This window comes from Gordonia sp. Swx-4 (assembly GCF_030316175.1).
In the GTDB taxonomy this organism is placed as follows: Bacteria; Actinomycetota; Actinomycetes; order Mycobacteriales; family Mycobacteriaceae; genus Gordonia; species Gordonia alkanivorans.
Window position 1 is genome coordinate 1,970,714 of the sequence record NZ_CP128197.1, and the last position, 15,997, is coordinate 1,986,710.

Below are 15,997 nucleotides of genomic sequence, written 5' to 3' on the forward strand. Positions count from 1 at the left end.
CCGCCGCGGCGGCCCGTCAGCAGGCTGCCGCCGCCATGGCCATGACCGGTGCCGTCGATCTCGGCGGGATCAAGGAGCGGGCCGAAGCCCAACGCGCCCATGCGCAGCGGGCCCAGGCCACCCAGCGCGCCCAGGCGCAACCCGACGAGGCTTCCGGGCCCGGCGCGCCGCCCCCGCCCCCGCCCCCGGCTCCGGCCGGTGCGAGCGTCATCGATGTCACCGAGGAGACGTTCGAGGCCGAGGTCCTCAACCGGTCGATGCAGCAGCTCGTCGTCGTCGACCTCTGGGCCGAGTGGTGCGGGCCGTGCAAGCAGCTCTCGCCGGTCCTCGAGCGTCTCGCCGCCGAGTCCGGTGGCCGCTGGGTGCTCGCCAAGGTCGACGTCGACGCGAATCCCCGTATCTCGCAGGCCTTCCGCGTGCAGTCGATCCCGATGGTCGTCGCGATCGTGCAGGGACAGCCCGTCACCGCGTTCAACGGCGTCCGGTCCGAGGCCGAGATCACCGCGTGGATCGATGAGATCTTCGCGCAGGTCGGCGACGCGCTGCCGGACGCCCCTGCCGGTGCGGCGCCCGAGACGGAGCAGACCGATCCGCGCATGCTCGCCGCCGAGGAGAAGCTCAACGACGGCGACTTCGATGGAGCGCTGGCCGCGTACCGCGCCGTTGCGGAAGCCGAACCCGAGAACGTCGAGGCGGTGTCGGCGGCGCGGAACCTCGAGTTCATCCTGCGCGCGCAGGCGCACGACCCGAACATCGTCGAGACCGCGTCACCGCGCGACATCGACGCCCAGCTCGCGGCCGCGGACGTCCTGCTGCTGTCGCAGCAGCCCGAGGCGGCCTTCGATCGGATCATCGACGTGGTCCGCGTGACCAACGGCGAGGAACGCACCCGCGCCCGGACCCGGCTGCTCGAGCTGTTCGAGCTGTTCGATCCGGCCGAACCGTTCGTTGTGTCCGCTCGACGGAAGCTGGCCAGCGCGCTCTACTGATCCGCAGATTCTCCACTTTTCGGCAAACCCAGCACCTCCGAGGTGCTGGGTTTGCGCATCGAGGGGGGTTACGGGCTGCGGGGAGCCAGCCAGATGGCGGAGTTCGCCGGCAGCATGACCCGCGCCGAGGTGGGGCGCCCGTGATACGACGGCCCGTCGGCGGTCACCGCGCCCAGGTTGCCGCGGCCGGCACCGCTGTAGGCGTCGGCGTCGGTGTTGAGGATCTCCTCCCACACCCCGCCCTGCGGCAGGCCGACCTGGTAGTCGACGCGATCCGAGCCGGAGAAGTTGAAGACGCACGCGACGACCGATCCGTCCTCCCCGAACCGCAGGAAGCTGATCACGTTGTTCGCGGTGTCGTTGGCGTCGATCCACTCGTAGCCGAGCGGCGTGATGTCCTGGGTGTGGAGGGCAGGGGAAGCCCGGTAGATCCGGTTCAGGTCGGTGACCAGCGCCGAGATCCCGGAATGCAGTTCACCCTCCCAGCCCTCGAGCTGATGCCAGTCGAGGCTGCGATTGTCGGCCCACTCGCCTGTCTGGCCGAACTCCTGGCCCATGAACAGCAACTGCTTGCCGGGATGCGACCACATGTACGCGAGGTAGACGCGCGCACCGGCGGCCTTGGTGAAGGAGTCACCGGGCATCCGTGTCCAGAGCGTGCCCTTGCCGTGGACGACCTCGTCGTGCGAGAGCGGCAACACGAAGTTCTCGCTCCACGCGTACATCAGCGAGAAGGTGATCTCGTGGTGGTGGAAGCTGCGGTGGATCTGATCACGAGACAGGTAGTCGAGGCTGTCGTGCATCCAGCCCATGTTCCATTTGAAGCTGAAACCGAGACCGCCGAGATCGGTCATCCGGGTGACGCCCGGCCAGGCGGTGGACTCCTCGGCGACGGTGATGACGCCGGGGAAGTGCTTGTGGACCGTGGCGTTGGTCTCCTGCAGGAACTGCACCGCCTCGAGGTTCTCGCGGCCGCCGTGGATGTTGGGTCGCCACTGTCCGTCGGGACGTGAGTAGTCGAGGTACAGCATCGACGCGACGGCGTCGACGCGCAGCCCGTCGATGTGGAACTCGCTGAACCAGAACAGCGCGTTGGCGACCAGGAAGTTGCGGACCTCGTGGCGTCCGAAGTCGAAGACGTAGGTGCCCCAGTCGAGTTGCTCGCCGCGCATCGGGTCGGCGTGCTCGTAGAGTGGCGTGCCGTCGAAGCGGGCCAGGGCCCACTCGTCCTTCGGGAAGTGGGCGGGGACCCAGTCGACGATCACCGCGATGCCACGCGAATGCAGATGGTCGACGAGGTACCGGAAGTCGTCGGGGGTGCCGAAGCGGGCCGTCGGCGCGTAGTACGACGTCACCTGGTAGCCCCAGGAACCGCCGAAGGGGTGTTCGGCCACCGGCAGGAACTCGACGTGTGTGAAGCCCTTCTCGACGACATAGTCGGCGAGCTGGTGGGCGAGTTCGCGGTAGCCCAGACCCTGACGCCACGACGCCAGGTGGACCTCGTAGATGCTCATCGGCTCGCGCTCGGGCGAGGAGGCCTCCCGTCGCGCGATCCAGGCGTCGTCGGACCAGACGTACCGCGACTGTGTGACGACCGACGCGGTCGACGGCGGGGGTGTGGTCCGGTAGGCCATCGGGTCTGCCTTGTCGCGGATCACGCCGTCGGCGCCGTGCACCCGGAACTTGTAGTGCGCGCCGTCGCCGACGTCGGGGACGAACACCTCCCAGACACCGCTGACCCCGACCTTGCGCATGGGAGCCACGCGGCCGGTCCAGTGGTCGAAGTCCCCGATGACGGCCACTCCGTGCGCGTTGGGCGCCCAGACCGAGAACGCGGTGCCGGCGACCTCGCCGTCGGCCGTCGTGTACGAGACGACGCGGGCTCCGAGTGCCTCCCACAGCGTCTCGTGCCGGCCTTCGCTGAACAGGTGGATGTCGACGTCGCCGAGGCTCGGCAGGAAGCGATAACCGTCGGCGACGACGAACTCGGCGGTGCCGCCCGAGCCGTCGGGATAGACGATCCGGTAGCGGTAGTCCATCAGGTCGGCGATCGGCACGGTGACGACCCACAGGTCGTCGGTCTGGCGGGTCATCGGGTGATCGACGCCGCCGATGACCGCGGACACCGACAGCGCGTCGGGTCGCAGGGTGCGCAGGATCGTGGAACTTCCCGGAGCGTCGTGCGCCCCGAGAAACGCGTGCGGTTCGGGGTGGGTCAGCGCGTCGAGCCGACGCAGATCGTGATCGGACGCCTTCGGGTCGGGGAGGGACTCGAGATCGGTCACGGGCACCTCACTGGATTCGATAGGCGAGTCGCGCTGCGGCAGCGGGGTCGAGTGGCGGCAGGGCCAGAATGTGGGCGACCGCGCGCCACGGCTCGAGCCGGACGTAGTTGTCCTGCCCCCACCAGTACTCCTCCCCGGACACCTCGTCGCGGACCGAGAAGTGGTCGTACCACTCGAATCCGAGTGCGGGGAGATCGAGCCACACGGTCGATTCCTCAGCGGCGTACGGGTTGAGGTTGATGACCACCACGACACGGTCGCCGGTCACCGGATCGATCTTCGAGTACGCGATGAGCGACGGGTTGTCGACGTGGTGGAAGTGGATGTTCCGCAACTGCTGCAGGGCGGGATGCCGGCGGCGGATCTCGTTGAGCGAGGTGATCCACGGTTCCAGAGACTCGCCGCGGCTCGTCGCCGCCTTGTAGTCGCGCGGGCGCAGTTCGTACTTCTCGGAGTCCAGGTACTCCTCGCTGCCCTCGGCGACCGCCACGTGTTCGTAGAGTTCGTAACCGCTGTAGACGCCCCAGGTCGGGGCGAGGGTCGCGGCCAGGGCGGCGCGCAACGCGAACATGCCCGGGCCGCCGTGCTGCAGGCTCTCGTGGAGGATGTCCGGGGTGTTCACGAACAGGTTGGGGCGCGCCTCGTCGGCGTGCTCGGCCAGCTCGCGACCGAACTGCTCGAGCTCCCACTTCTCCGTTTTCCAGGTGAAGTACGTGTAGGACTGGGTGAACCCGAGGCGGGCGAGACCGTAGAGACGTGCCGGTCGGGTGAAGGACTCGGACAGGAACAGCACGTCCGGGTTCCGTTTCTTGACCTCGCTGATCAGCCACTCCCAGAAATTCGGGGGCTTGGTGTGCGGGTTGTCGACGCGAAAGATGTCGACGCCCAGACCGACCCAGTGCAGGACCACCTTCAGCACGGCTCGGTAGATGCCGTTGCGGTCGTCGTCGAAGTTGAGCGGGTAGATGTCCTGGTACTTCTTCGGCGGGTTCTCCGCGTAGGCGATCGTGCCGTCGGGCTGGATGATGAACCAGTCGGGGTGTTCGGTCGCCCAGGGATGGTCGGGTGCGCACTGCAGTGCGAGGTCGAGGGCGACTTCGAGACCCAGCTCCCGCGCCCGTCCGACGAAGTACTCGAAGTCCTCCTCGGAACCCAGCTGCGGGTGGATCGCGTCGTGGCCGCCGTCCTTCGACCCGATGGCCCACGGCGAGCCGACGTCGTCGGGCCCGGCGACGAGCGTGTTGTTGCGTCCCTTGCGGTTGACCTCGCCGATGGGGTGGATCGGCGGGAGGTAGACGACGTCGAATCCCATCCCGGCGACGCGGGGCAGATCCTCGGCTGCGGTGAGGAAGGTGCCGTGCACCGGGTTGCCCTCGCCGTCCCAGCCGCCGGTGGACCGGGGAAAGAACTCGTACCAGGACCCGAAGAGGGCGCGGGTGCGGTCGACCCACACGCGGTAGGTGCGGCTCTTGGTGACGAGTTCGCGGACCGGGTTGTCGTGGAGCAGTTCGACGACCTCCTCGGAGATCGCCAGACTCACCCGGTTCTCGACACGGCGGCGTCGGGCGCGGAGCAGACGAACCGCGTCGAGCAGGAGTTCACGGTTCTCGTCGACGATGCCCTCGGCGGCGCGCTCGAGGATTCGGGCGCCGGTCTCGAGGTCGTTGGCCAGGTCGGCGGCGCCCTGACCGGCGTCGAGTTTCTTGATGACCGCCGATCGCCAGGTGGTGTACGGGTCGCTCCAGGCCTCGATGCGGTACGACCAGAACCCGACCGTGTCGGGGACGAACGCCGCGTTGAACGTGTCCGGTTCGGGCGCCGGCGTCATGCGGATGTCGAGGACCCCGCGTCGCGGTGCCTCGATGTGCAAGGTGACGCCGATCGCGTCGTGACCTTCGCGCCATGCGGTGGTGCTGATCGGGAAAAACTCTCCCACAACGGCTTTCGCGGGCTGCTGCCCTGCGGAGACGAGGGGTGCGATGTCATCGATACCCATGCGCCCGATCACTCGAAGCCTCCTCTCGTCAGCTCCCGCGACTGGCCAGGGTGCGTTGTCGGTCTCGCCTGCGTTGGTATCACCGCTACCCAACCTAGTGCCCCGCGTACGCGATTGTCTTGTCGTACGCGGTCCTCGTGTCGGGTGTCTCCTCGCGGGCCGATCAGCCCACCGGACGGGGTGCCGCGGTGAGCCGGCTGAGCGCAGAGCGGACGACCGCGGGGTCGGTGGTCCGCCACATCGGCGGCAGCGAGGCGAGCAGATAGCCCCCGTAACCGGCTGTGGCCAGCCGGGAGTCCAGCACCGCGACGACGCCGCGGTCGTCGACCGAACGCAGCAATCGGCCGGCGCCCTGCGCGAGCAGCAGCGCCGCGTGGTTGGCGGCCACGGACAGGAAGCCGTTGCCGCCCCGCGCGTCGACCGCGCGTTGCCGCGCGGTGAGCAGCGGGTCGTCGGGGCGGGGGAACGGGATGCGGTCGATGAGCACCAGACTCAGCGAAGGCCCGGGTACGTCGACGCCCTGCCAGAGCGACAGCGTGCCGAACAGGCACGTCTCGGGGTCTTCGGCAAAGCGTTTGACCAGCGTCGAGGTGGTGTCGTCGCCCTGGCACAACACCGGATGATCACACCGTTCGCGGATGGCCTCGGCCGCCTCGCGCGCGGCGCGCATCGACGAGAAGAGTCCCAGGGTGCGCCCGCCGGCGGCGTCGACGAGGTTCGCGATCTCGTCCATCGTCCGCGGCGCTATACCCGACCGATCGGGCCGGGGAAGGTGCCGAGCGACGTAGAGGATCGCCGACTTCGGATAGTCGAACGGAGAGCCGGCGTCCAAGCCCGTCCACCGTGCCGAACCCGAATCCGAGGGCACCGCTTTGCCGCTGGCCGTGATGTTGCGCGAGGCCGCCGGGTCGGGACCTGGTTCATCGGTTCCCGGTTCGTCGGCGGCCGGACGATCGGTGCCGCGTCCGGACGCGGGCAGACCCCACGTCGCGGCCAAGGCGTCGAACGAACCACCGATCGTCAGGGTCGCGGAGGTGAGGATCACCGTCGAATTGGCGAACAGCGACGCCCGCAGCAGGCCCCCGACCGACAGCGGTGCGATGTGCAGCACCGGTCGGGGTTCGGCACCGCGCCGGGAGGTGTCGAGGCCGACCCACACCACGTCCCGGCGTTTGGACTCGTCGGGTTCGTCGAAGGCGCCGAGGACGCGCACGACCGTGTCGTGCATGTCGTCGAGCGAGGTGAGGGCCGCCGACCGGGCAGCGGCCGCGCCGTCGTCGCCTGCGCCGGGAGCGCGCACCGGGCCGATCGCGGTACGGGTCTGCCACAACCGGTCACGCAACATCACCAGCACGGAGGTCGCGTCGGGAGGCAGCTGGTTCCACTGCGTCTTCGGGGCGGTTTCCAGCAGCTCGCCGAGTTGCTCCCCGGCGCCGAGGAGCGCGTCGGCGGTCTCCTCGTCGACGAGCTTGCCGACGCGCCGGGAGACGAGCGCGATCGACGACGCGGACAGTTCGTCGGTGGCCACCGAGGTCATCCGATCGACGAGCTCGTGGGCCTCGTCGATGATCACGACGTCGTGCTCGGGGAGCACGTTGGCGGGACTCGTCGCGTTGATCGCCAGCAGCGCGTGGTTGGTGACCACCACGTCGACCTTGCCGGACCGGCGGCGGGCCTGCTCGGCGAAACAGTCCTCGCCGTAGGAACAGTTGGCGGCGCCGAGGCATTCGCGCGCGGACACGCTGACCTGTCGCCAGGCGCGGTCGGCGACACCGGGAACGAGGTCGTCGCGGTCGCCGGTCTCGGTGTCGCTGCTCCACTCCCGCAACCGGGTGACATCGCGTCCGGTGCGGGACAGCTCGAACGGATCGAACAACTCGGTGTCCGGCTCGTCGGCGGTACCCGAATGGATCTTGTTGAGGCACAGATAGTTACCGCGACCCTTGAGAATCGCGAAGGTCGGCTTGCGGCCGATCGGCTTGGCGAGGGCGCCGGCGAGACGGGGGAGATCGCGCTCGATCAGCTGCCGCTGCAGTGCGATCGTCGCCGTCGACACCACGACGGTCCGGCCGGTCTCCACCGCGTGGCGGATCGCCGGTACGAGGTACGCCAGCGATTTTCCGGTGCCGGTGCCGGCCTGCACGGCGAGATGTTCGCCGGTGTCGATCGCGTGTGCGACGGCGGACGCCATGGCGACCTGACCGTCACGTCGACGACCGCCGAGCGCGGAGACCGCGGTGTCGAGCAGTTCGGTCACCGGGGGAGTGTTCGGCATGTGGTGTTCCGGGGTCCTCGTTCGAGATGGTGCGAGATGGGGTGTGTGAGTTTCAGACGGATCAGCGGGCTCTGCGGTTCCCTCGGGGACTAACCCGTGCCGTAGGAGCCGTCGTAGAGCAGATCGCCCACGAGTTCGACCCCGGCCTCACGCATGCTCGACAATGCGTCGGACGTGGTCTCCGCGCCGACGCCCGCGGTGAAGTTGAGCAGCACCCGGGTCGTGAAGCCCGCCTTCACCGCGTCGAGCGCGGTGGCGAGGACACAGTGATCGGTGGTCAGGCCCGCGATGTCGATCGACGAGATCTTGTGATCGCGCAGCCACTGCTCGAGCGTGGTCCCGTCGTCGGCGATGCCCTCGAAACCCGAGTACGCGGCGTCGTACTCGCCCTTGGAGAAGACCTCTTGCGCTGCGGCGTAATCGAATTCGGGATGGAACGCGACGCCGTCGGTGCCGACCACGCAATGCGGCGGCCAGGTGTCGACGTAGTCGGGGTCGTCGGAGAAGTGAGCGCCGGGATCGATGTGGTGATCGCGTGTCGCGACGACGGTCCGGTACTCGCCGAGGATCTTGGTGATCGCACGGGCGACCGCGGCACCGCCGTTGACCGCGAGGGAGCCGCCCTCGCAGAAATCGTTCTGGACGTCGACGACGACCAACGCGTCGGCCGGCTTGGTGCCGTCGTTGCGTTCGCTGCTCATCAGGTACTCCCTGGCGGATCGAAGGGTGTGCTCGTCAGCCGAGCTGGTAGCGGGTCGGCACCGCTGGGTCTCCGTGAGAGAGGCCGAGGCCCTCCCACGGCAGGCTCACCAGCCCCGCCGCGAGGTGGGCGCGCGCGTCGGTCAGCGATGGCAGGGATGCCACCGGCTCCCCGCCGCGGACCAGCGGGATCTGCAGATCCCGGAGGTGGAGACCACCGTCGGCATCAGGGCGCGGCCCGTCGGCTCGGTAGACGATCTCCTCCACGATCGTCCCACTGCCCCGCGCGGCCCGCACGGCCGCCTTCGCGCCGCCGCGCGATTCCTTGTGGCTCGACCGCTTGGCGACGGGCAGACCGTCCACCTCGACGAGCTTGTAGACCATACCCGCGGTCGGTGCGCCGCTCCCGGTGACCAGCGAGGTCCCGACACCGTAGGTGTCCACCGGCTCGGCGCGCAGCGAGGCGATCGCGTACTCGTCGAGGTCGCCGGACACCACGATCTTGGTGTTCGTCGCCCCGAGGTCGTCGAGCTGAGTGCGCACCTGACGCGCGAGCACACCGAGATCCCCCGAGTCGATGCGCACCGCACCGAGTGCGGGGCCGGCGACCTCGATCGCGTTGCGGACGCCCTGGGTGATGTCGTAGGTGTCGACGAGCAGTGTGGTGCCGACTCCGAGGGCCTCGATCTGCGCGGCGAAGGCCGCCTTCTCGTCGGGGCCGTCGGGTCCGGTGAAACCGAGGGTGAAGGCATGGGCGGCGGTGCCCGCGCTGGGCACGCCGAAACGACGATTCGCCTCGAGGTTCGACGTCGCGGCGACACCGGCGAGGTAGGCGGCGCGGGCACACGCGACGGCGGCCCGCTCGTGGGTGCGTCGGGAGCCCATCTCGATGATCGGGCGGGAACCGGCCGCGCTGACCATCCGGGCGGCGGCCGAGGCGATGGCGCTGTCGTGGTTGAGGATCGACAGGATCAACGTCTCGAGGAGAACCGCCTCGGCGAACGGTGCCCGAACCGTGAGGATCGGGGAACCGGGGAAGTAGAGCTCGCCCTCGCGGTAGCCGTCGATGTCCCCGGCGAAGCGATAGTCGCGCAGCCATGCGACGGTCTCGGCGTCGAGGAACTGCTCCACGACGGCGATCTCCTCGTCGCCGAAACGGAACCCCGCGAGCTCGGCGAGGACACGTCCGGTACCCGCGACGACGCCGTACCGACGACCGTCGGGGAGTCGGCGGGCGAACACCTCGAACACGCACGGCCGGTGCGCGACCGGGTGCCGGAGAGCCGCTGCGACCATGGTCAGTTCGTACTGGTCGGTCAGCAGCGCAGTGTTGTCGATGCTCACTATCGCGTTACCCTTGTCCTCATGGCGCCTGACGAAACTCGTGCGCACGAGGCTACCCCCGGCGGTACCGCGGTTGCCGAACCCGCGGTGGCCGACGGCGCGGCGGATCTCGACAAACCCTGGATGACCGTCGTGTGGGACGACCCCGTCAATCTGATGCGGTACGTGACCTTCGTCTTCCAGAAGATCTTCGGCTACTCGGAGTCGCATGCCAATCAGCTCATGATGCAGGTGCACACCGAGGGCAAGGCCGTGGTCTCCAGCGGCGATCGGGACAAGGTCGAGGCAGACGTGCGCAAACTGCACGCGGCCGGCCTGTGGGCCACCATGCAGCGCGATTCATGACCGGGACAGAGATGCTGCCGCCGGGGACCGGACCGTCGTCGACGGTGGGGAGACACTGAGGCGTGCGCACCTGGAAACGCAAGGGCCGCGGCGAGTCGATCCGGATCACCTCCCAGCTCGACTCGCACGAGGCCGAGTTGCTCGCGTCGCTGGTCTCCTCGATGTGTGAGCTCCTCGCCGAACGCGCCGACACCGCGCCGAGCGACGCGCTGTCGGAGGTCACCGGCATCCGCATCGGTCACTCCGACGCGCCGGACGACGCCACCCTCGGCCGCCTGCTGCCGGATTTCCATCGGCCGGATCAGGACGAGGAACTTTCCGCGGAGGTGGTCAACGGCCGACTCAACTCCGCGCTGCGCAGCGTCAACGAGCCGAAGATCATCAACGCCAAACTCGCTGCGGCCCACACACTTCTCGACACCCTGCCGGACGGGGGCGGCGACCTCGCGCTCACCGTCGACGAGGCGACCGCATGGCTGACCGCCCTCAACGACGTCCGTCTCGCGCTCGGGGCGATGCTCGGCATCTCGGAGGACACCCCGGATCGGCTGCCGCCCGACCATCCGCACGCCGCGCATCTCGACGTCTATCACTGGCTGACCGTGATGCAGGATCTGCTCGTGGAAGCGGTGATGTGACCTACGATCCTCGTTGACGCAGCTCCTTTCGGGAGTTTTGTCCGAGTTCGGAGTTCCGGTCGGGGATCGACGAGAGCAGAGGTGCACGTGACGACCATCGGACGACCCGCCCGCCCGGGTGACCGCATCACCGACGTCGTCGGGATCACTTTCGGGCACAGTCACCGCGTCGACGCCGACGCCGAGGTCTCCGGCACCGCTGAGACGCCCGACGGCCACGGCTGGGCCACCGGTACGACGGTGGTCCGGATCTCGGGGCCGGGCGCGATCGCGGCGGTCGACGTGCGCGGCGGAGGCCCGGGCACCCGGGAGACCGATCTCCTCGATCCGTCGAACACCGTGCAGACCGCGCATGCCATCGTGCTCAGCGGCGGCAGCGCCTACGGCCTCGCGACGGCCGACGGTGCGATGCGCGCGCTCGAGGCCGAGGGGGTCGGCCTGCCCCTGGACACCAGGGGGCACGTGGTGCCCATCGTGCCGGCGGCGGTGATCTTCGATCTGCCGGTCGGCGCGTGGGATCACCGGCCCGACGCCGACTTCGGTGCCGAGGCGGTCCGCGTGGCCGGGACCGACTTCGCGGTCGGCAGTGTGGGAGCGGGAGCCGGTGCCCGGGCCGGTGCGCTGAAAGGCGGCGTGGGCACCGCCTCGGTGACGATCGAGACGGGTCCGGCGGCCGGTGTCACGGTCGGTGCGCTGATGGTCGCCAACCCGGTCGGCGCCGTCATCGACCCGACCACCGGGCTGCCGTGGGACCTCGGCGAGAGCGAGCTCGCCGAACTGGGCCTGACGCGTCCCGAGGCCGCCGACATCGCGCACCTGGCCGAACTCGCGGAGAAACACACCGTTCTGAACACCACGATCGGGGTCGTCGCCACCGATGCCGCACTCGATGCGGCGATGACCCGCCGGATCGCCATGGCCGGTCACGACGGCCTGGGTCGCGCCATCCGCCCGGCCCACTCGCCGCTCGACGGCGACACCATCTTCGCTGTCTCCACCGGGGCGGTCCGGCCGGAGTCGACCGATCCGGCGACCGCCTCGCCGCCCGGCATGCACGCGGACGCGGCGATCATCGCCGAGGTCTCCCGATGTGCGGCCGACGTCGTCCAGCGGGCGATCGTCGACGCCGTGCTGGCCGCCGAGTCGGTGGCCTCGATCCCCACGTACGCCGACGCCGCACCGTCGGCTTTCGCCTGACCTGCTCGTACCGGTCACCCGCCGGTGACGCCGGTCATAACCGGTTTCGGAATAGGCGTTCACGGGCCGGCGTTCCCATCAGACAAGTGCGACGACCGGTCGCCGAACCGACGTGCCCGTAACGGGCCCCGCGTCTGCGAAGGAGAACGGGACACCGATGCTCGAGATCGATCAGGAACTCGTCGACGCGATGGTCGCGCACGCCCGCGCCGATCATCCGGACGAGGCGTGCGGCGTGATCGCCGGGCCGGAGGGTTCCGACGACCCGCAGCGGTTCATCCCGATGGTCAACGCCGAACGGTCGCCCACGTTCTACCGATTCGACTCCGCCGAGCAGCTGTCCGTGTGGCGCGACATGGATCGTCGCGACGAGGAGCCGGTGGTGATCTACCACTCGCACACCGCGACCGAGGCCTACCCGAGCCGCACCGACATCTCCTACGCCGGTGAGCCCGGCGCCCACTATGTGCTGGTGTCCACCCGGGACCCGGAGACCGCCGAGATCCGTAGCTATCGCATCGTCGACGGCACGGTCACCGAAGAAGAGATCGAGATCAGGAGCTGAGTATGCCCGTCACCGTGTCCATCCCGACGATCCTGCGGACCCACACCGGCGGCGCCAAGCGCGTCGAGGGTTCCGGTGCGACGCTCGCCGCGCTGATCGACGACCTGGAGTCGGGCAACCCCGGACTCAAGGAGCGCCTGGTCGGACCCGATGAGAAGGGCACCGCAAAGCTGCACCGGTTCGTCAACGTCTACGTCAACGACGAGGACGTCCGGTTCTCCGGCGGTCTCGACACCTCCATCGACGACGGTGACGAGGTGACCATCCTGCCCGCGGTCGCCGGCGGCTGCTGAGCGTGGCGCGCTACGACTCACTCATCGACTCGGTCGGCCACACCCCGCTGATCGGGCTGCAGAGGCTCTCCCCGCGTTGGGACGACTCGGCCGACGGACCGCACGTTCGGCTCTGGGCCAAGCTCGAGGACCGCAACCCGACGGGCTCCATCAAGGACCGTCCGGCGCTGCGCATGATCGAGCAGGCCGAACGCGACGGGCTCCTGCACGAGGGTTCGACGATCCTCGAACCCACCAGCGGCAACACCGGGATCTCGCTGGCGATGGCCGCGAAACTCAAGGGCTACCAACTGATCTGCGTGATGCCCGAGAACACCTCCGAGGAGCGCCGGTCGCTGCTGCGGATGTTCGGCGCGAAGGTGATCTCCTCGCCGGCCGCGGGCGGGTCGAACACCGCGGTGGCCGTGGCCAAGAAGCTGGCGTCGGAGAACCCCGACTGGGTGATGCTCTACCAGTACGGCAACGCCGCCAATGTCGCCGCCCACTACGAGGGCACCGGCCCGGAGCTCTACGCCGACCTGCCGGAGATCACCCACTTCGTCGCGGGCCTGGGCACCACTGGGACGCTCATGGGCGTCGGACGTTTTCTGCGCGAACGCAATCCCGAGATCGAGATCGTCGCGGCCGAACCCCGCTACGGCGACGAGGTGTACGGCCTGCGCAACATCGACGAGGGCTTCATCCCGGAGCTCTACGACGACTCGGTGCTCACCCGCCGGTTCTCGGTGACCGGCGTCGACGCGGTCGCCCGCGTGCGCGAGCTGATCGACCTCGAAGGCATCTTCGCGGGCATCTCCACCGGCGCGATCCTGCAGGCCGCACGCGGCATCGGGCGCCGGGCGATGAAGGACGGCATCCGTGCCGACATCGGCTTCGTGGTTCCCGACGCGGGGTGGAAGTATCTCTCGACCGGGGTCTACGAAGGTAGCCTGGACGACGCGGAGCAGGCACTCGAAGGTCAGCTCTGGGCGTGACCGGCAGTGCCGGAACGTCACCTGAGATGAGTCGAGACCCGAAGAGAAACTGGCCATGACGTCGTACACCCCACCGGTCGGGCAGGAACAGCCGCGGCGCTCGCGCCCGCTCTGGCTGCGTTCGCTGATCACCACCGTGTGCATCATCGCGGCGCTGTTCGTCGTCGAGCTGATCGACGCGGCCACCCGATATGACCTCGACCAGAACGGCATCGAACCCCGCCAGGTCGACGGACTCGACGGCATCCTCTGGGCGCCGATGCTGCACGCCGACTGGGAACACCTGTTCGCCAACCTCATGCCCGGGGCGGTGCTCTGCTTCCTGGTGCTGATGACGCAGCGGTTCCTCATCGTCACCGGCATCATCTGGGTGATCTCCGGGGTAGGGGTGTGGTTGTTCGCCGCGCCCTACTCGATCACGGTCGGCGCGTCGGGCATCATCTTCGGCTGGCTCACCTTTCTCATCGTGCGTGGTCTGTTCAACCGCGACCTGTGGCAGATCCTCGGCGGCGTCGTGCTCTTCCTGATCTACGGTTCGATCCTCTGGGGCGTGCTGCCGAGCAATCCCGTCGTCTCCTGGCAGGCGCATCTGTTCGGCGCGATCGCCGGCGTGCTGGCCGCCTGGTTCCTCGCCTCGGGCGACCGCAAACGCAAGCAGCGCACCGCGACCCCGGGGGTGGCGTCATAGCCGCGCAACCCAACATGCCCGTCTGGACCTCCGATCCCGAGGCACCCATCGGGATCTTCGACTCCGGCGTCGGCGGACTGACCGTGGCGCGCGCCATCATGGACCTGCTGCCCGACGAGGACATCGTCTACATCGGCGACACCGCGAACGGCCCGTACGGTCCACTGACGATCCCCGAGATCCGCAAGCACGCGCTGGCGATCGGCGACGACCTGGCCGAGCGCGGCGTCAAGGCGATCGTCATCGCCTGCAACACCGCGTCCGCAGCCTGCCTGCGTGACGCCCGGGAACGCTACGCGCCGATCCCGGTGGTCGAGGTCGTTCTCCCCGCGGTGCGTCGAGCGGTGGTCGCCACCAAGAACGGCCGGATCGGCGTGCTCGGCACCGAGGCCACCATCTCCTCACGCGCATACGAGGATTCGTTCGCCGCGGCCCGCGACGCGGTGATCACCGCAGTACCGTGCCCGCGCTTCGTCGACTTCGTCGAACGCGGGATCACCAGCGGCCGCCAGATCCTCGGTCTGGCACAGGGGTACCTCGAACCACTGCAGCAGGCCGGCGTCGACACAGTCGTGCTCGGCTGCACGCACTACCCGTTGCTGACCGGCGTCCTGCAGCTCGCGATGGGCGACGAGGTGACGCTCGTGTCCAGCGCGGAGGAGACGGCCAAGGACCTCTATCGCGTCCTCACCGAGAAGGACCTGCTGCACCCGCACACCGGTCGGGAGGCGTCGCGCGTCTTCCAGGCGACCGGCGACCCGGAGATGTTCGCCAAGCTCTCGAGACGGTTCCTCGGGCCCGTCGTCGGTGCTGTGCAGCACCTTTAGCCGACTCGGGCAATCTTCGCGGCCCACTTGTGACCCGGTAACCCGGCAGCGACTCGCGCGGGCATGGCACAGTAGGGCTTATGCGTCTCACGGTCCTCGGATGTTCGGGCAGTGTGGGCGGACCGGGGGCGGCATGCTCCGGCTACCTGCTCTCTGTCCCCGGCGAACAGCCGGTGCTGGTGGATTGCGGACCGGGTGTCTTCGGAGAACTGCAACGGGTCACCGATCCCTGCGGGGTCTCGGTGGTTCTCAGTCATCTCCATGCCGATCACTGCCTGGATCTGCCCGCGATGTTGGTGTGGCGCCGGTATGCGCCCTCGTCGGCGACGGAACGCGCCCCGCTCTACGGACCCCCGGGAACGGCGCTGCGGATCGGCCACGGGTCGTCTGAATTCCCGGGCCAGGTCGACGACATCTCCGACACCTTCGACGTCCACGAATGGCGGGACGGGGTCGAGGTCACCCTCGGCGGCATGCGGATCAAGTCGGTGAAGGTCAACCATCCACCGCAGACGTACGGGCTGCGCATCACCGGCCCGCAAGGGCAGGTCATCGCCTACAGCGGCGACACCGCCCCCTGCGACGAACTCATCGATCTCGCCGCCGACGCGGACCTGTTCCTGTGCGAGGCGTCGTGGACCCACGCCCCGTCGGAACGTCCGCCGGACCTGCACATGTCCGGTATCGAGGCGGGGGAGGCCGCGACCAAGGCCAACGTGCGTGCGCTCGCGATCACCCACGTCGCGCCGTGGACCGATTCGGCGGAGATCCTCGCCGAGGCACGCAGCACGTTCTCGGGGCCGGTCGATCTCGTACGTCAGGGACAGGTCATCGATCTCGCCTAGCGGGCCGGGGTCGAGCGGGTCACATGCCGTCCGACCA

15 protein-coding genes are annotated in these 15,997 nt (G+C 68.9%); 10 read left to right on the forward strand and 5 right to left on the reverse strand.

All coding sequences use genetic code 11. The features are described from left to right. Window positions 1-35 precede the first annotated feature (35 nt). Entirely contained in the window at window positions 36-989 is a 954-nt protein-coding gene (locus tag PWF70_RS09050) for a tetratricopeptide repeat protein (protein WP_081724776.1), read from the forward strand. A gap of 68 nt (window positions 990-1,057) precedes the next feature. Here PWF70_RS09050 and glgB read toward each other — a convergent pair whose 3' ends face one another. From glgB to PWF70_RS09075, 5 genes are all read right to left on the reverse strand, one after another. Continuing rightward, window positions 1,058-3,280, reverse strand: coding sequence for a 1,4-alpha-glucan branching protein GlgB (gene glgB / locus PWF70_RS09055; RefSeq protein WP_035750809.1), 2,223 nt, complete (start codon window positions 3,278-3,280; stop codon window positions 1,058-1,060). A 1-nt stretch (window position 3,281) separates the two neighbouring features. Then, window positions 3,282-5,282, reverse strand: coding sequence for a maltotransferase domain-containing protein (locus PWF70_RS09060; protein ID WP_035750812.1), 2,001 nt, complete (start codon window positions 5,280-5,282; stop codon window positions 3,282-3,284). Window positions 5,283-5,433: 151 nt separating this feature from the next. Further along, complete coding sequence (locus PWF70_RS09065; RefSeq protein WP_006359583.1) at window positions 5,434-7,545, reverse strand: ATP-dependent DNA helicase; 2,112 nt, start codon at window positions 7,543-7,545, stop codon at window positions 5,434-5,436. 89 nt (window positions 7,546-7,634) lie between these two features. Further along, window positions 7,635-8,246 (reverse strand): isochorismatase family protein, encoded by a 612-nt coding sequence (locus PWF70_RS09070; protein WP_006359582.1) that lies wholly within the window; start codon window positions 8,244-8,246, stop codon window positions 7,635-7,637. 34 nt (window positions 8,247-8,280) lie between these two features. After that, entirely contained in the window at window positions 8,281-9,588 is a 1,308-nt protein-coding gene (locus tag PWF70_RS09075) for a nicotinate phosphoribosyltransferase (RefSeq protein WP_035750816.1), read from the reverse strand. A 21-nt stretch (window positions 9,589-9,609) separates the two neighbouring features. On the opposite strand from PWF70_RS09075, the gene clpS reads away from it, so the two are divergent. From clpS to PWF70_RS09120, 9 genes are all read left to right on the forward strand, one after another. After that, a complete protein-coding gene (clpS, locus tag PWF70_RS09080; RefSeq protein WP_006359580.1) occupies window positions 9,610-9,933 on the forward strand; it encodes an ATP-dependent Clp protease adapter ClpS in 324 nt (107 codons plus the stop codon). Window positions 9,934-9,995: 62 nt separating this feature from the next. After that, a complete protein-coding gene (aosR, locus tag PWF70_RS09085; RefSeq protein WP_006359579.1) occupies window positions 9,996-10,571 on the forward strand; it encodes an oxidative stress transcriptional regulator AosR in 576 nt (191 codons plus the stop codon). A gap of 87 nt (window positions 10,572-10,658) precedes the next feature. Then, a complete protein-coding gene (locus PWF70_RS09090) occupies window positions 10,659-11,768 on the forward strand; it encodes a P1 family peptidase (protein WP_286352926.1) in 1,110 nt (369 codons plus the stop codon). Window positions 11,769-11,925: 157 nt separating this feature from the next. Then, window positions 11,926-12,333, forward strand: coding sequence for a M67 family metallopeptidase (locus tag PWF70_RS09095; RefSeq protein WP_035750819.1), 408 nt, complete (start codon window positions 11,926-11,928; stop codon window positions 12,331-12,333). A gap of 2 nt (window positions 12,334-12,335) precedes the next feature. Continuing rightward, window positions 12,336-12,626 (forward strand): MoaD/ThiS family protein, encoded by a 291-nt coding sequence (locus tag PWF70_RS09100; protein ID WP_035750822.1) that lies wholly within the window; start codon window positions 12,336-12,338, stop codon window positions 12,624-12,626. A gap of 2 nt (window positions 12,627-12,628) precedes the next feature. Next, window positions 12,629-13,600, forward strand: coding sequence for a PLP-dependent cysteine synthase family protein (locus tag PWF70_RS09105; protein WP_035750825.1), 972 nt, complete (start codon window positions 12,629-12,631; stop codon window positions 13,598-13,600). Between the two features lie 55 nt (window positions 13,601-13,655). Further along, window positions 13,656-14,288 carry a rhomboid family intramembrane serine protease gene (locus PWF70_RS09110; RefSeq protein WP_006359574.1) on the forward strand — a complete coding sequence of 211 codons (633 nt, stop codon included), beginning with the start codon at window positions 13,656-13,658 and terminating at the stop codon, window positions 14,286-14,288. Window positions 14,289-14,302: 14 nt separating this feature from the next. Next, window positions 14,303-15,115 (forward strand): glutamate racemase, encoded by an 813-nt coding sequence (gene murI / locus PWF70_RS09115; protein ID WP_035750830.1) that lies wholly within the window; start codon window positions 14,303-14,305, stop codon window positions 15,113-15,115. Between the two features lie 80 nt (window positions 15,116-15,195). Further along, window positions 15,196-15,960, forward strand: coding sequence for a cyclic nucleotide-degrading phosphodiesterase (locus tag PWF70_RS09120; protein ID WP_035750833.1), 765 nt, complete (start codon window positions 15,196-15,198; stop codon window positions 15,958-15,960). The last annotated feature ends 37 nt before the right edge of the window (window positions 15,961-15,997 follow it).

Excerpts from the sequence above, each read along its gene's own strand:
- PWF70_RS09120 (WP_035750833.1), top strand. The coding sequence starts at position 15,196 with ATGCGTCTCACGGTCCTCGGATGTTCGGGCAGTGTGGGCGGACCGGGG.
- murI (WP_035750830.1), top strand. The coding sequence starts at position 14,303 with ATGCCCGTCTGGACCTCCGATCCCGAGGCACCCATCGGGATCTTCGAC.
- PWF70_RS09100 (WP_035750822.1), top strand. The coding sequence starts at position 12,336 with ATGCCCGTCACCGTGTCCATCCCGACGATCCTGCGGACCCACACCGGC.
- PWF70_RS09095 (WP_035750819.1), top strand. The coding sequence starts at position 11,926 with ATGCTCGAGATCGATCAGGAACTCGTCGACGCGATGGTCGCGCACGCC.
- PWF70_RS09065 (WP_006359583.1), bottom strand. The coding sequence starts at position 7,545 with ATGCCGAACACTCCCCCGGTGACCGAACTGCTCGACACCGCGGTCTCC.
- PWF70_RS09050 (WP_081724776.1), top strand. The coding sequence starts at position 36 with ATGGCCATGACCGGTGCCGTCGATCTCGGCGGGATCAAGGAGCGGGCC.
- PWF70_RS09110 (WP_006359574.1), top strand. The coding sequence starts at position 13,656 with ATGACGTCGTACACCCCACCGGTCGGGCAGGAACAGCCGCGGCGCTCG.
- PWF70_RS09070 (WP_006359582.1), bottom strand. The coding sequence starts at position 8,246 with ATGAGCAGCGAACGCAACGACGGCACCAAGCCGGCCGACGCGTTGGTC.
- clpS (WP_006359580.1), top strand. The coding sequence starts at position 9,610 with ATGGCGCCTGACGAAACTCGTGCGCACGAGGCTACCCCCGGCGGTACC.